General features: G+C 69.1%; 9 protein-coding genes. 8 read left to right on the forward strand and 1 reads right to left on the reverse strand.

Going from position 1 to position 14,872, the window contains the following annotated elements:
• Positions 1–295 precede the first annotated feature (295 nt).
• Genes AB0M45_RS08185 through AB0M45_RS08215 form a run of 7 tightly spaced genes read left to right on the forward strand, consistent with a single transcriptional unit; the run spans position 296 to position 13,565 of the window.
• Positions 296–6,619 carry an SDR family NAD(P)-dependent oxidoreductase gene (locus AB0M45_RS08185; protein ID WP_364324221.1) on the forward strand — a complete coding sequence of 2,108 codons (6,324 nt, stop codon included), beginning with the start codon at positions 296–298 and terminating at the stop codon, positions 6,617–6,619.
• Complete coding sequence (locus AB0M45_RS08190; RefSeq protein WP_364324223.1) at positions 6,616–8,091, forward strand: aminotransferase class I/II-fold pyridoxal phosphate-dependent enzyme; 1,476 nt, start codon at positions 6,616–6,618, stop codon at positions 8,089–8,091. Before AB0M45_RS08185 ends, AB0M45_RS08190 begins: the two co-directional genes overlap by 4 nt.
• Positions 8,088–10,100, forward strand: coding sequence for a CRTAC1 family protein (locus AB0M45_RS08195; protein WP_364324225.1), 2,013 nt, complete (start codon positions 8,088–8,090; stop codon positions 10,098–10,100). Before AB0M45_RS08190 ends, AB0M45_RS08195 begins: the two co-directional genes overlap by 4 nt.
• The gene (locus AB0M45_RS08200) at positions 10,097–11,272 is read left to right on the forward strand and encodes an enediyne biosynthesis protein (protein ID WP_364324227.1); all 1,176 of its coding nucleotides are present in this window, start codon (positions 10,097–10,099) and stop codon (positions 11,270–11,272) included. Before AB0M45_RS08195 ends, AB0M45_RS08200 begins: the two co-directional genes overlap by 4 nt.
• Positions 11,269–11,772 carry a flavin reductase family protein gene (locus AB0M45_RS08205; RefSeq protein WP_364324229.1) on the forward strand — a complete coding sequence of 168 codons (504 nt, stop codon included), beginning with the start codon at positions 11,269–11,271 and terminating at the stop codon, positions 11,770–11,772. Before AB0M45_RS08200 ends, AB0M45_RS08205 begins: the two co-directional genes overlap by 4 nt.
• Positions 11,773–11,787: 15 nt before the next feature.
• Positions 11,788–12,750, forward strand: coding sequence for a DUF1702 family protein (locus tag AB0M45_RS08210; RefSeq protein WP_364324237.1), 963 nt, complete (start codon positions 11,788–11,790; stop codon positions 12,748–12,750).
• A gap of 11 nt (positions 12,751–12,761) precedes the next feature.
• Complete coding sequence (locus tag AB0M45_RS08215; protein ID WP_364324239.1) at positions 12,762–13,565, forward strand: SDR family oxidoreductase; 804 nt, start codon at positions 12,762–12,764, stop codon at positions 13,563–13,565.
• Positions 13,566–13,737: 172 nt separating this feature from the next.
• On the opposite strand, the gene AB0M45_RS08220 is transcribed toward AB0M45_RS08215, so the two are convergent.
• A complete protein-coding gene (locus AB0M45_RS08220; RefSeq protein WP_364324241.1) occupies positions 13,738–14,175 on the reverse strand; it encodes a hypothetical protein in 438 nt (145 codons plus the stop codon).
• 97 nt (positions 14,176–14,272) lie between these two features.
• On the opposite strand from AB0M45_RS08220, the gene AB0M45_RS08225 reads away from it, so the two are divergent.
• Positions 14,273–14,842 (forward strand): WHG domain-containing protein, encoded by a 570-nt coding sequence (locus AB0M45_RS08225; RefSeq protein ID WP_364324243.1) that lies wholly within the window; start codon positions 14,273–14,275, stop codon positions 14,840–14,842.
• Positions 14,843–14,872: the final 30 nt, after the last annotated feature.

A 14,872-nucleotide genomic window follows, 5' to 3' on the forward strand; every position in this document is an offset into this window, starting at 1 on the left:
GCGAATAATGCTGTCATACCAGCCCTGACCTGCGGTGATTATCAATTTGATATCAGCAAATGGCACAAGGGTTTTCGCCCGTGTACCGCGCGATTCCGTATTGACCTCCGCGAATCGACGCTCCTACCATGGGTGGACACTGACATCCGACCACGGAACTACTTCACCTCCGGACGGCGCCTGCGACGGAACATGTTTGCCGGCGTCTCATTCCGGTTGTCTCCACGCTGATTCGATGGCGCCGTATCTGAAACCGCGGGCGTTTTTCGAATACCTGAGCATCAGGGGATTTTGCATGCCCAATGTAGCAATTGTCGGTATCGGCTGCCGTTTTCCGGGCGGCATCGACGACCCGGCGTCTTTCTGGGACTTCGTCGTGCGCAAGGGCGACGGCGTCGTGGAAGTGCCGCCGGACCGCTGGAACCTCGCGAAGTTCTACGACCCGGACCCGGACGCGCCGGGCCGGATGTACACCAGACACGGCGGATTCCTGACCCAGCCGCTGTGGGAGTTCGACGCCGAGTTCTTCGGTATCTCCCAGCGCGAGGCCTCGATCATGGACCCGCAGCAGCGGCTGCTGCTCGAGGTCGCCTGGGAGGCGCTCGACGACGCCGGGATGGCGGGCCGGGTGAGCGGTCGCGAGGTCGGGGTATTCGTCGGCGGCTTCATGAACGACAACGCGCTGGTGCGCAGCGGAGCGGTGTCCCGCGCCTCGATCAACAGCCACAGCCCGACCAGCTCGTCGCACACCCTGCTGTCGGCACGCATCGCGTTCCTGCTGGACCTGCTCGGGCCCACCATGACCATCGATACCGCCTGCTCTTCGTCACTCGTCGCATTGCACCAAGCGGTGCTCGCGCTGGAGTCGGGGGAATGCGAGACGGCGATCGTCGGCGGCGCCAACGCGATGTTGCGGCCGGAGGCGTTCATCTCGATGTGCAAGGGACGCTTCCTTTCCGTGGACGGCCGGTGCAAGTCCTTCGACGCAGCGGCCGACGGGTACGGCCGCGGCGAGGGCGCGGGCGCGGTCGTGCTGAAGTCGCTGGAGGCGGCCGTCCGCGACCGCGACCGGATCTACGCGGTGGTGCGCGGCAGCGGCGTCAACCAGGACGGCCGCACGCTGGCCATCCCGGTGCCCAACCCGGACGCGCAGGCGACGCTGGCCCGGCGGGTGCACCGGCTGGCCGGCATCGACGCGCACGACATCCGCTACGTGGAAGCGCACGGCACCGGGACCCCGGTCGGCGACCCGCTCGAATTGGCCGCGCTGGGTGCGGTGTACGGCGCGATCGAGGGCCGCGACGAGCCGCTGCCAGTCGGTTCGGTGAAGAACAACATCGGGCACACCGAAGCCGCCGCGGGCGTCGCCGGCGTCATCAAGGCGGCGCTGACCCTGCACCACGGCGTCATCGCGCCGCAGCTGCGGCTGGACAACCCGAACCCGGAGATCCGGTTCGACGAGCTGCGGGTACGGATTCCGCTGGAGACCGAGCCGCTACCCAACACCGACGGGAAGGCCGCGGTGGCGGTCAACAGCTTCGGCTACGGCGGAACGAACGCGCACGCCGTCCTCACCCGCGCGCCCGAAGCGCCAAGGCAGGATGCCGAGCGGACATCGATCACGGTGCTGCCACTGTCGGCGCGCAATGAGACCGCGCTGCGCACCATGGCCACCCAGCTGCACGAGCTGACCGAGACCGCACCCGTCGGCGCGGTGACCGAGGCGGCATGGACCCAGCGCGCGCACCATCCGATTCGCGCCGCGTTCGCCTACCGCGACCGCGACGACCTACGGGCCCAGCTGGCCGATTTCGCCGCGGGCGCGGGCAAGTCGCCCGCCCGCGCACTCACTGACGGCTCCGCCGAGCCGGTGTTCGTGTTCAGCGGAATGGGCCCGCAGTGGTGGGGCATGGCGCGCGGCCTGCTAGAGGCCGGCGGTCATTTCGCCGCCGCGGCACGCTCGATCGACGAGATCTTCCGTGAGATCGCGGGATGGTCGATCGTCGAGGAACTCCTGCGGCCGGAGGACGAGTCGCGGATCACCGAGACCGCCTACGCCCAGCCGGCGAACTTCCTGGTGCAGGCCGCGCTCACCGCGGAACTGGCCGAACTCGGCATCCGCCCCGCCGCGGTGGTCGGCCACAGCGTCGGCGAGGTGACGTCGGCCTATGTCTCGGGTGCGCTGTCGCTGCGCGACGCGCTGCTGGTGAGTTACCACCGCGCCAGGTTGCAGGCCACCACCGCGGGCACCGGCGGCATGCTCGCCGTCGGGCTGTCGGAAGAGCAACTGCGCGAGCGCCTCTCGGGCGTCGATGGCGTCTGCGTCGCGGCGGTCAACAGCCATTCCGCGGCCACGCTGTCCGGCGATCCGGCCGAATTGGACCGGATCCGGGCCGAACTCACCGACGAGGGCGTCTTCGCCAAGGCGCTGCGCGTCGAAGTGCCCTACCACAGCCATTTGATGGACCCCATTCTCGGTGATCTCACCACGGTGCTGGCCGATCTCGCGCCGCGGCCCGCGCAGCTGCCGATCTGGTCCACCGTCACCGGCGGCGAACTGTCGAGCCCGGACTGGGACGCCGCCTACTGGTGCCGCAACGTGCGCGAGCCGGTGCTGTTCGGCGCGGCCGTGGACAGCCTCCTCGACGCGGGTCACCGGGTCTTCCTGGAAGTGGGGCCGCACCCGGTGCTCAGCGGCAACATCCGGGAGGCATTCGTGCGCCGCAGCCTCGACGGCGCGGCGATCAGCACGCTTTCCCGCGACGCCGACGACCGCGACAACCTGCTGCGCGCGGTGGGCGAGCTGTACCAAGCGGGCGGGATGGACACCACGTCCGTGCCCGGCGCGCCGGAAACCCCTGCCCCGCACCTGGATCTGCCGCGCTACCCGTGGCAGCGCCGCACCCTGTGGACCGAGGACCCCGCGATCGAAGCCGATCGCGTCGGGGCCACCGACGGGTACGTCATGCTGGGCCAGCGCACCGCGGCGTCCGCGCCGGAGTGGCAGGTCGAGCTGTCCGTGGCCGCGCTGCCGTGGCTGCCCGATCACGTGGTGGACGGGTCGGTCGTGCTACCGGGCGCGGCCTACCTGGACGCCGCGCTCAGCGCCGTCGCGGTGCGCACGGGCCGCACGGCGTTCGGGCTGGAGTCGGTCGAGTTCGTCGCGCCGCTGGTGATCGGTCAGCACGACGTGCCGGTGCTGCGACTCACCGTCGAGGAGACCACCCGCCGGTTCACCCTGCGCTCCCGCGCCGCCACCGGCACCACCTGGACGGTCAACGCGCACGGCAGGCTGATCGAGGCGGACGTCGACGCGCGCACGATCGACCTCACCGCACCGGTGGGCGCGGTGGACGTGGCGGCGGAGACGCTCTACGACGGGCTCGCCGCGCACGGGCTGGCTTACGGCCCGAGCTTCCGGCTGATCACCGGGGCGCAGGTCGGCGCGGACTCCGTGCTGGCCGAGCTCGATCTCACACCGTTGGCCGACAGCGCGCCGACCCTGCCGCACCTGGCTCACCCCGCGGCGGTCGACGCCGCGCTGCAGTGCTTCGCCGCCCTCTATGCCCAGACCGCACAGGGTGCGAGCGTCGTGGTGCCGTCCTCGGTCGCCGGGGTCCGCTGGACCGGGCCGCTGCCCGAACAGGCCGTGGTCCTGGTCCACCGGGTCGACGGCGATCCGCTGTGCGCCGATATCACCGTCGCGTCGCCGGAAGGTGCTGTCGCGCTCGCGCTTTCGGGCGTACGATTCGCCAGCCTGGCGGCCGAGCCGGATCTGCACGACCGGCTCGACGAGCTGTTCTACGAGCCGGTGTGGTCCATCATCGACGACGCCCCGGCCACCGACGAGCCCGCCGACGGCGAGGAGTTCCTGCTCGTGGTCAGCCTGGGCAGCACTGTGTCGCAGCGGGCGAAGGAAATCGCCGGCGCCCGCACCGCGTCCGAGCTCCTCACCCTGGTGCCGGAGGAAACCGGCGCCGCCGACCACGTGCTCGCGGCTTTGCGCGCCGCTCAGCAGGGATCCGACGTGGCGCGCACACGCCTCGTCGTGGTGTCCGGCGCCGAACTGGACGCCGTGCCCAACGCCTACGGGCTCGCACTGGTCGCCAAGGCGGTCGGCGAACTGGTGATGGGCGAGGAAAAGGGCGAAGCCCCGGCTGCCGAGATGCGCGCGGTGGTCGTCACAGAGCGCGCCTTCTGCCTGCCGACCGACGACTTCGCACAGCCCGCGCAGGCGGCGCTGACCGGCGCGCGGCGCACGTTGCGCAACGAACAGCCCGCGGTGCAGTGGCGGCTGGTCGACACCGAACCCACCACCCGCGCCGCCGACATCGTCGATCAGGTGCTCGGCGACGGGTCGGCCGACGAAGTTGCGCTGCGCGCGGGCGCGTGCTGGGCTCTGCATCTACGCCGGTCACTGCGCGAGCGGCTGGCGAGCTGGGATGAGCCCGCGCCGCTGGCCGATCCGGAATCGTCGTTCCGTCTGGAGATTCCGCGTTCGCGCATGCTGTCGGATCTGGCCTGGCGCGCCGCGGACCGGGTCGCGCCGGGGCCCGGCGAGATCGAGATCCGAGTGGACACCGTCGGCCTCAACTACAAGGACGCCCTGAAGGTGCTCGGCGTGCTCACCGAGAAAGAGCTCGCCGGAACGTATTTCGGCACCACATTGGGCATGGACGGTTACGGCGTCGTCGAGCGGGTCGGCCCAGGCGTTACCGAAGTCGCGGTGGGCGACCGGATGTCGGTGTGCACCAGGGACATGGTCCGCCGCTACCTCACCATCCGGCCCGACGACGGCGCCACGATGCCCCTGGACTTCGTGGACGCGGAGATCGACCCCTGCCACTCGAGCTCGGCGCTGCCCGCCCTCACCGCCGAGTACGCCTTCGACGACCTCGCGCGCCTGCAACCAGGCGAAACGGTGCTGGTGCACGGCGCGGCGGGCGGCATGGGCATGGCGGCGGTCCAGGTCGCGGTGAACCGCGGCGCGCGGGTGATCGCGACGGCGAGCTCGGACGAGCGGCGTGCAATGGCCACGGCGCTCGGCGCACACGAGGTGATCAATTCACGCTCGATCAGCTTCGTCGACGATGTGCTCGTCCTGACCGACGGGCGCGGCGTCGACGTGGTCTACAGCTCGGCCCCCGGCGAGATCCTCCAGCAGAACCTGCGCGTGGCCGCCGAGTTCGGGCGGATCATCGAGATCGGCAAGGCCGACATCTACGGCGGCGGGACCATCGACCTGCGCCCGTTCGACCGGAACCTGTCGTTCTTCGCCGTGGACATGGACCGCATCCTGGCCGTGCGTCCGGAAATCGTCCGCAACGGGATTCGCCGGGTGACCGAAGCGTGCGTCCAGGGCATCTACGAATACCTGCCCTACACCGCGTTTCCGCTCGACGCGACCGCCGAGGCATTCGAAACCGTGGTGCGGTCCAAGCACACCGGCCGGGTGGTTCTCGACCTGCGCGAGCCGAATCCCGTGGTGCTGCCCAAGCGGCCCACACTGCCCATCGATCCCGAAGGCAACTATCTGGTGACCGGAGGGTTCGGCGCGTTCGGTCTGGCTACCGCGCGCTGGCTGGTCCGCGGCGGCGCCCGTCGCCTGGTACTGGCGGGGCGCAGCGGCGCTACCGGGGATGCGGCCCGTGCCGCCGTGGCCGAATTCGCCGCGGCCGGAGTGCAGGTCGTCGAGGAACGCCTCGACATGGCTGACTACGACGCCGTCGCCGCGCTGATCGAGCGCATCCAGCGCAGCGGTCACCCGCTGCGCGGGGTGTTCCACGCCGCGGGAGTGGTGAACAACCGCGAGGTCCCGCAGATCACCGCAGAGTCGCTGGCGGAGATCTTCGGGCCGAAGGTGGCCGGTGCGCTGAACCTGGACACCGCGATCACCGCCGCGAACATCGACCTCGACATGTTCGTGCTGTTCTCCTCGGCGAGCAGCGTCATCGGCATCCTCCCGCAATTCGGTTACGCGGCAGCCAATTCCGTGCTCGACATGATCGCTGCCACCCGGCGCGCCCGCGGCGCCGCGGCACTGGCGGTGAACTGGGGCTTCATGAGCGGTGGCGGCGGGATGGCGGACTACGAGGCGGTCACCCGGTACGCGGAGCGGACCGGTTACCGCTCGGTGGACATGGACCTGGCCACCGATCTGCTCGGTGAATGCCTGCGGCTGAACCTGACCCAGGCCGTGGTGTTCGACGTGGATTGGAGTCAGTGGGCGCTGGCGCACCTGGCGTCCGCGCGCACGCCGCGCTTCGCCGAGCAGGTTGCGGCCGCGGGCGGAGGCGCATCCGGGGCCGAGGCGCTGCGGGCGGAAATCCTGCAGCTGGGTGTCGAGCAGCGCGGCGAAGTGGTCGCCTACCTGCTCGCCGAACAGCTCGCCGCGGTGCTCGGCGTCGACCCCGAGACCGTGGATCTGAATACTCCGCTGCCGGAACTCGGCATGGACTCACTGATGGGTATGGAGTTCGCCGCACGCGTCGTGCAGGTGCTCGGGACCCAGCTGTCGGTGCTGGCGGTGATCGGACTGACGTTGCGGGGGCTCGGCGCGCGAATTGCCGAGCAGATTGCCCAAGAAGAAGAGCGTGCGGCGAGAGCGAGGACGAATTGACCGGCAACAACTCCCGTGACCTGGCCCGGGCGCTGCTGGCCAGGCACGCGGGCGGCGAAACGACCGCCGCCCCAGCGACCACGAAGGTGACGGAAGGCGGCAACGGCTCCGCCAAGGCCACGAACGGATCCCCCAAGGCCATGAACGGATCCGCGACGGCAACGTCGACCGCGGCCGACGGCAACGGCGCGCGGCGCGGGGCCGCGCACACGTCCTTCCGCGACCACCCCGGCGTGCTCGAGGCCGCGCAGCGGTTCGGCCGGTTCGACACCTGGGTCCAGCAGATCGGTCTCGTCAACCCGTACTACCTGCCGCACGAGGGCATCAGCGGTGCGGTGACCCGGATGGCCGACCGGGACGTGGTGAATTTCAGCAGCTTCGGCTACCTGGACCTGGCCGCCGACCCGCGGGTGCGGCAGGCGGCCAAGGACGCGATCGACCAGTACGGCACCTCCGCCGCCGCGGTCCGCATCGTGGCGGGCGAGCTGCCGATCTACCGTGAGCTGGAAGCCGAGCTCGCCCGCATCTACGACACCGAGGCCGCGCTGGTGACCGCGAGCGGTTACCTGACCAATGCCGCCGCGGTCGGATTCCTGCTCGGCAAGCGCGATCTCGCCGTCTGCGACGCACTGATCCACCACAGTATCGTCTCCGGCACCGAATGGTCGCGCTGCAAACGGGTTTCGTTCCGGCACAACGATCCCGAGTCGCTGGAGACCATCCTGAAGATGTCCCGGCGCAGTTTCGACCGGGCCATGGTGATCATCGAGGGTCTCTACAGCATGGACGGCGATGTGGTGCGGCTCCCCGAGATCATCGAGGTGGCCCGCCGCTACGACTGCTCGATCATGATCGACGAGGCGCATTCGTTCGGCACCCTCGGCACTACCGGCCACGGTGTGCGCGAACTGTTCGACCTGCCCGGCGACGCCGTGGACGTCTGGATGGGTACGCTGTCCAAGGCGCTCGGCAGCGTCGGCGGCTATCTCGCGGGCAACCGCGAACTGGTCGACGGATTCAAATACGTCGCAGGCGGATTGAGCATGTACACCGCCGCACCCGCCCCGTCCGCCATCGGCGCCGCGCTGGCCGGGCTGGAGGTGTTGCGCGACGAGCCGGAGCGCGTGACCCAGCTGCGGCGAAACAGCGAATACTTCCACCGCCGCGCCAGGGAATTCGGCTTCGACATCGGCACGTCCGAGGATTCCCCGATCATCCCGGTCATGACCGGCGCCGACGAACCCGCCGTGCTGGCCGCACTGGCGATGTTGCAGCGCGATTTCAGCGTCAACGCCATCACCCACCCGGTCGTCCCGGCCGGAGAGGCCAGGCTGCGGTTCTTCATCAACTGCAGGCACACCGAGCAGCAAATGGACCAGGCGCTGGCCACGCTGCGCGAGGTGCTCGACGGACTCGCGGATACCGCGGGAAAGCAATTCACTCTCGCTCATGAGGAGGAACAGCGCTCGTGAAAATTCCCATCAACCGGTCCCTCCTCCGAAAAGCCGTGGTACCCGCGGTAGCCCTGCTGCTGATGGGCTCACTGTTCATTCCCGCGCGCTCGGCGCTGCTGCCCATCCACGACGACGCGGGCGGGCCTATCGCGAGCAAGTTCGACTTCACCCCGATGCCGATCGCCCTGCCCAAGGGACTGCCGACCGATCGCAAGATCCGCCATGTGCGTCCGGCCTACGACCACTTGGCGGCCTGGATCTCATCGATCGGCGCGGCCATCGCGATGAACGACTTCGACGGCAACCGGCTGGCCGACGACCTGTGCGTCGTCGATCCCCGCTCGGACACCGTCTTCCTGAGCCCGACGCCGGACAGCAACACCAGCCGCTACGAGCCGTTCGTGCTGGATCCCAAGCCGCTACCCATCGACGAGTCCAGTGTGCCGTCGGGCTGCACACCCGGCGACTTCAACGGTGACGGCCGGATGGACGCGCTCGTTCAGTTCTACGGCCGCACGCCGATCCTCTATCTGCAGCGCTCGAACGCCAACCGCTTGGACAGCAAGGCTTTCCGTCCGGTGGACCTGGTCCCATCGCCCGAGTCCCCGCCGGGCAGCTATCACGGCCAGCGCTGGATCACCGCGGTGGTATCGGTCGCCGACTTCGACGGCAACGGCAAGCCGGACATCTTCCTGGGCAACTACTTCCCCGACATGGACGTGCTGACCGACGACGCCAAGCTCGCGCTGCGGATGAGCGACTCGCTGTCCAACGCGCGCAACGGCGGCAAGGCCCGAATCTTCACGCTGGCCTCCGCCAAGTCGGGCGACGAGCCGACCGCCGATTTCCGCGAGGCGGCCAATCCGTTCCCGATCGGCACGGACACCGGATGGGCGCTGGCCGCCGCGTCCAGGGACCTCAACGGCGACCAGCTCCCGGAGCTGTACGTGGCCAACGACTTCGGCCGCGACCGCCTGTTCGTGAACCAGTCCACGCCGGGTGACATCCGCTTCCATCTCGCCGAAGGCGAGCGCGGCCTCACCGACCCGAAGTCGTATGTGATGGGCCATGATTCGGACAAGGGCATGGCCGCGGAATTCGGCGATCTGAACGGCGACGGCATGCCGGACCTGTTCGTCAGCAACATCGCGGTGCGGTTCGCGCTGATGGAAGGCCACTTCGCCTGGTACAACACGGCCAAGGACACCGCGGACGCCGCCCGTCAGCTGGCCGAGGGCGTCGCGCCGTTCGAGAACCGCGGGACCGATGTCGGCCTGGCCTGGGAGACCTGGGGCTGGGACGCCAAGACCGGCGACTTCGACAACGACGGCCGCAACGAGCTGGTCCAGGCCACCGGCATGATCAAGGGCGACACCAACCGGTGGCCGCAGATCCAGGAACTCGGCACCATGAACGACGAACTGGTCAAGTACCCGTGGGCCTGGCCGATCGTCGGCGCGGACGCCGATCTGGCCGGCAGCGATCCGGTCGGCTTCTTCAGCCGCCGGGACGACGGCAAGTTCGCCAACCTCACCCACGCGCTCGGGATGGACACCCCCGTCCCCTCGCGCGGCATCGCCGTCGGCGACACCTCCGGCAACGGCGCGCTCAGCTTCGCCGTCGCCCGCCAATGGGGCGATCCGACCTTCTATCACAACAACAAGGCGAACAACGGCCAGTTCCTCGGCCTGAAGCTGGTCAAGCCGACTTGGGAGGGCGCAACCACCACGACCACCGCGGCCGGGCTCCCGGTCCAGGGTGTTCCCGCGGTGGACGCCCAAGTGGAGGTGCGCACGCCGGACGGCCGGCTGATCACCAGCTACGTCGACGGCGGCAGCGGGCACACCGGCAAGCGCGCGACCGAAGTACATCTCGGTCTCGGCGATGTCGATCCGGCCGCACCGCTGAACGTCCTGATCCGGTGGCGTGCGAACAACGGCACGCCGCACGAACAAACCCTCCAGCTCGCGCCGGGCTGGCACACCGTGAACCTCGCCTCGGACGCGCAGGAGGTCAAGCAGCGATGAGCGACAACGACAAGAAGGATCCGGACGACGCGGTGGCCGCGTCGAACGGCCATCCCGAAACCACTGGCAGTCCAGACGGCAACGGCAGCGCGGCCAACGGCGGCCCCGGCGGCAAAGGCACGGCCACCACCACCACTGCGGAACGCATCTCGGCCCTGCAGAAATCGGGAACCGAGTTCGCCAAGGAGTGGGTGGAAGCGCCGGCGCCCACGAAAGATCCGCGTTACCTGGCGCTGCGCAACTTCGCCATCTCGATCACGGTCTTCAATGTGATCGGGTTCCCGCTGCTCGGTTTCGAGCAGCCGTTCCTGTGGCCGTTCATCGCGCTGGCCACCGCGTACTCCACCGAAATCGGCTTGGAAGTCCTCGCCGCGTGGGCGTACAAGCGGCCGCCCGCCTTCATGGGCCGCGGCCCGCGCGGGCTGTTCGAGTTCCTGCTGCCGGCGCACATCACCGGTCTGGCGTTCAACTTCCTGGTGTTCGCGCACGACAAGCTGTGGCCGGTGATCTTCGGCGTCGTGGTCGCGGTGGGCACGAAGTGGGTGCTGCGCGCCAAGATCAACGGCAAGTGGCGGCACTTCATGAACCCGTCGAATTTCGGGATCGTGGTGGCCTTCCTGGTGTTCCCGATGATCTCGGTGGCGCCGCCGTACCACTTCACCGAGTACATCTCCGGGCCGCCGGACGCGATCATCGTGCTCCTGCTGCTGACCACCGGCACCATGCTGAACGCCAAGCTGACGAAGAAGATGCCGCTGATCTTCGCCTGGGTGACCGCGTTCGCGCTGCAGGCCATCGTGCGCGGGATCTTCGAACCGAACGTCTCGATCCTGGCCGGTCTGAGCATGATGACCGGCCTGGCGTTCGTGCTGTTCAGCAACTACATGGTCACCGATCCCGGGACCACGCCGTCGGGCAAGAAGCAGCAGATCATGTTCGGCGCGTCGGTCGGCATCCTGTACGGCGTGGTCACCGCGCTGCACATCTCGTACGGGTTGTTCTTCGCGCTGGTCATCGTGTGTTCCGCCCGCGGCATCTACTGGTGGGTGCGCAGTGGCGTCGAGTGGTGGCAGCAGCGCTCCACCGAGCAGAGCGCATCCGAACCGCAGGGTCCGGTCGCCCCGGATGAGGACGAGCCCGCCGAGTTGGCGACGAAGGCGGCCCGCCCATGACCGACAGCGCCGAGCTGCGCCGCGTGCTCGGCGCTTTCACCACCGGTGTCACCGTGGTCACCACCGGGTGGCCACGGCCGCACGGGATGACCGCCAACGCGTTCACGTCCGTCTCGCTGGATCCCCCGCTGGTCCTGGTGTGCGTCGCCCACACGGCGCGCCTGCACCGGGCGATCCACGAGGCGGGCGCGTTCGCCGTTTCGGTGCTCTCGGGCCGACAGGAGCCGGTGGCACGGTATTTCGCCGACTCCGCGCGCCCCGACGGCAGCGCGCAATTCGACCAGGTCGAGTGGTTTCCCGGACCACACACCGCCGCGCCGATGCTGGCGAACGCGGCGGCGGGCCTGGAGTGCAAGCTCGACACCGTCTTCGACAGCGGCGACCACAGCATCGTCATCGGCGAGGTCGTACACGCCGAACGCGACGCCGAACTGGCCGCCTCGGGCGCGCTGACGTTCTTCGACGGCGTCTTCCGTCCTTTCATCCCTCGAATCCCTTGACGATTGGAGCACCCTATGTCCTCGCCGTTGGGTCCGCTGCGCGCGGCCCTGTTCGTCCCCAGCCCGGCCAGCGTCCGCCGAGTGATGAGTGGATTCGAGCAGCCCGATCAGGCGACCGCGCTCGAGCTCGAGCAGGTGACCATGCATTTGGTCAGCGGCATCGACTCCGCGGTGCGTAGCTCGAACAATGACGAGCTGATCGCCGCTCTGCTCCAGGTGCCGCCGAAGTACCGCGGGTTCGCCTACGAGGGCGCCGCGGTCGGTCTCACCGCGATCGACTCGCTGTCCCCCGGCCGCCGGGCCGCGGAACTGATCAGCGGCCCGGCCAGCCAGTACGCCCTGACCATGTACGTCGGGGTCGGCCTGGCGATGGCGAAGATCCCGAAGTTCCGGTGGAGCAAGGTCTTTCCGGAGCACCCGCTGTTCCGCTGGCTCGCCATCGACGGCTACGGCTTCTTCAAGGCGTTCTTCCAGATGCAGCGTTACGTGCGCGACAAGCATGTCGAGTCCCGCTTCCCCGGCTGGCTCGGTGACCGTGACAATCTGCAGCGCATCATGACTCAGGGCACCGGCCGTGCGTTGTGGTTCATCGGCGGCGGCAGCCCGGCCGGTGTCGTGCGGATGATCGACGAGTTCGACCCGAAGCGGCACGCCGATCTGTGGAGCGGCGTCGGCATCGCGGTCACCTTCGCCGGCGGTGTCACACCCGACGCCATGGAAGAAGTCTGGGACCTGGCCGGTGAATTCCGTCCGCAGCTCTCCTTGGGTTCGGCGATGGTGGCGCGGATCCGGCAGCAGACCGACAGCGTCAACGAGCACAGCGAGGCGGCCGCGCAGGTGTTCTGCGGCACCACCGTCGCGAAAACCGATGCGCTGATCGAGAATGCGCTCGAGGGCCTGCCCGACGACGGCACGTCCGGCACCTACCTGCTGTGGCGGGACCGGATCGCCGAGATCGTCACCGCGAGCCGGGCCTGAGGATCACCGCGATGGCACGGGGCAGCGACTGGGTCGGCAAGCACGTCATCGTCACGGGCGGATCGGAAGGGATCGGCGCCGCGGTGGCGGGAGCCTTCGCGCGGCGTGGCGCGCGGGTCTCCGTCATCGCGCGCCGGAAACAGCCGCTGCGCGACGCCGCGAAGGATCTCGGCGCGGACCGGGCCACCGCCGACGTGACGCGTCCGGACCAACTCGCCTCCGCCATCACGGAATTGGAGCAGCGGAACGGGCCGTGCGAGGTCATCGCGTGCTGCGCGGGACTCACGCTGCCCGGCCGGTTTCTCGAGGTGGATGCCGGCGAGTTCGAGGTGCAGATGTCGGCGAACTATCTCGGCGCCGTGCACGCGGTGCGTCAGGTACTGCCCGGCATGGTCGAACGGTCGCGGGGGAAGATCCTTCTCGTCAGCTCGACCTCCGCGTTCCTCGGCATCCCCGGCTACAGCGGCTACGGTCCGACCAAGGCGAGCATCCGGCAGTTGGCATTGTGTCTGCGCTACGAGGTCGAGCCGCGCGGCGTGGATGTCACGGTGATCTACCCGGCCGACACCGATACGCCGGGGCTGGCCAAGGAGAACCTCCGCAAGCCGGTGGAGACCAAGGCCGTCACCGGATCGATCGAGCCGATGTCGGCCGAGCGGGTCGCCGAGGCCGCCGTGCGCGGCCTGGAACGGGGCAGGCATCACATCGCGCTCGACCCGCTGACCCGGTTCTTCCTGGCCTGGGCGAATCTGCCAGAGGATCTGGCACGACCGTTCCTGCGCCGAACCATCGCGAAGGCACTCGGCTCGGAGTGAGTGTTCGTCCCGGTCGGCGTCCCTAGCCGAAGCCCGGCCGGGCAGGTCCCAGTGGCGTCGTGCTGTTCCGGGGCCTCGGTCAGCCGTGGCAGCACGGTGCAGGTGGTCACGTCGGCGGCGAAAGGCCCGCCCGCGCATCGGATTCCGGTGCGCGGGCGGGCCTTCGTCGTGTTCAGCCGACCAAGACGATCACGCAAGCCCCGATCAAGACGGCTTGCATCAGCGTCCGCAGCGGCAGCGGCATGGTCTTGATCCCCACGTCGGCACGTATGGCGCGGACGTTGGCCGGGAACATCACCACCAGCAGCGCGATCAGGCAGGCCGCCGCCAGGTCGGCGGTCGCGGGGATGAGCAGGCCGGCCGCGCCCGCCGCTTCGAGCACGCCGGTCAGCGTCACCAGTGCGGGTGGATTCGGCAGTCGCGGCGGCACCATGGCGATCAGCGCGTCGCGACGTGGCTGGAGGAAATGCGCGCTCGCCGTGAGGACGAACACCGCGGCCAGCCCGAGCGCGGTCGCGTGCGTCCACGAATCGAGCCAGGCGGGGCCGATCAGCCAGCCGATGAGCCGGGCGGTTGCGGTGACGACGGCGAGGACCACCAACGGTGCCATCGGGACTCCTGTGGATCGGAAGCAAATCTTGACAGTGACAAGATAGATCTGCACACACAAACTTGTCAACGTCTAGATAATCGGCCACCATCGAGGCATGGCGAAGGACAGCTACCACCACGGCGATCTGCGCGCGGCATTGCTGACCGCGGCCGCGGAGCGCATCGCCGCCGACGGCGTCGACGCCCTCTCCCTGCGCAACTTGGCACGGCACGCGGGCGTATCGCATGCCGCGCCCGCACATCATTTCGGCGATCGAGCGGGCCTGCTCACCGCGCTGGCCACCGAGGGCTTCGAGCTGCTGGCCGAACGACTCGAACAGGCCGCCGGGGATTTCCGCGAGGTCGCGGTGGCGTACATTCGCTTCGCGCGCGAGCACCCCGGGCATTTCGACGTGATGTACCGGCACAGCCTGCTGCACGCCGACGATCCGAAACTACAAGCGGCACGAGAACGTTCGGGCACCGCGCTGCGCTCTGGCGTCTCGGCGATCCAGCCGGAGCACAGCCGAACCCACCAGCAGGCGACGCAACTCGCCGCATGGTCCTTGGTGCACGGCTTTGCTTCGCTGTGGCGCGAAGGGGCACTGCACAATTCGGCGCTGGTCACCGACCCCGATCCCGAAGTCCTCGCGCGTACGATGCTGTCCACCGTCCGGCTCGACTGACCGGAAACCGTGCCGCGCCGAGCCGCCACC

It is taken from the genome of Nocardia sp. NPDC051787 (assembly GCF_040681325.1).
GTDB lineage: Bacteria > Actinomycetota > Actinomycetes > Mycobacteriales > Mycobacteriaceae > Nocardia.

Coding starts and splice junctions, on each gene's coding strand:
- AB0M45_RS08220 (WP_364324241.1), bottom strand. CDS start 14,175: ATGGCACCGTTGGTGGTCCTCGCCGTCGTCACCGCAACCGCCCGGCTC.
- AB0M45_RS08210 (WP_364324237.1), top strand. CDS start 11,788: ATGTCCTCGCCGTTGGGTCCGCTGCGCGCGGCCCTGTTCGTCCCCAGC.
- AB0M45_RS08215 (WP_364324239.1), top strand. CDS start 12,762: ATGGCACGGGGCAGCGACTGGGTCGGCAAGCACGTCATCGTCACGGGC.
- AB0M45_RS08205 (WP_364324229.1), top strand. CDS start 11,269: ATGACCGACAGCGCCGAGCTGCGCCGCGTGCTCGGCGCTTTCACCACC.
- AB0M45_RS08200 (WP_364324227.1), top strand. CDS start 10,097: ATGAGCGACAACGACAAGAAGGATCCGGACGACGCGGTGGCCGCGTCG.
- AB0M45_RS08225 (WP_364324243.1), top strand. CDS start 14,273: ATGGCGAAGGACAGCTACCACCACGGCGATCTGCGCGCGGCATTGCTG.
- AB0M45_RS08185 (WP_364324221.1), top strand. CDS start 296: ATGCCCAATGTAGCAATTGTCGGTATCGGCTGCCGTTTTCCGGGCGGC.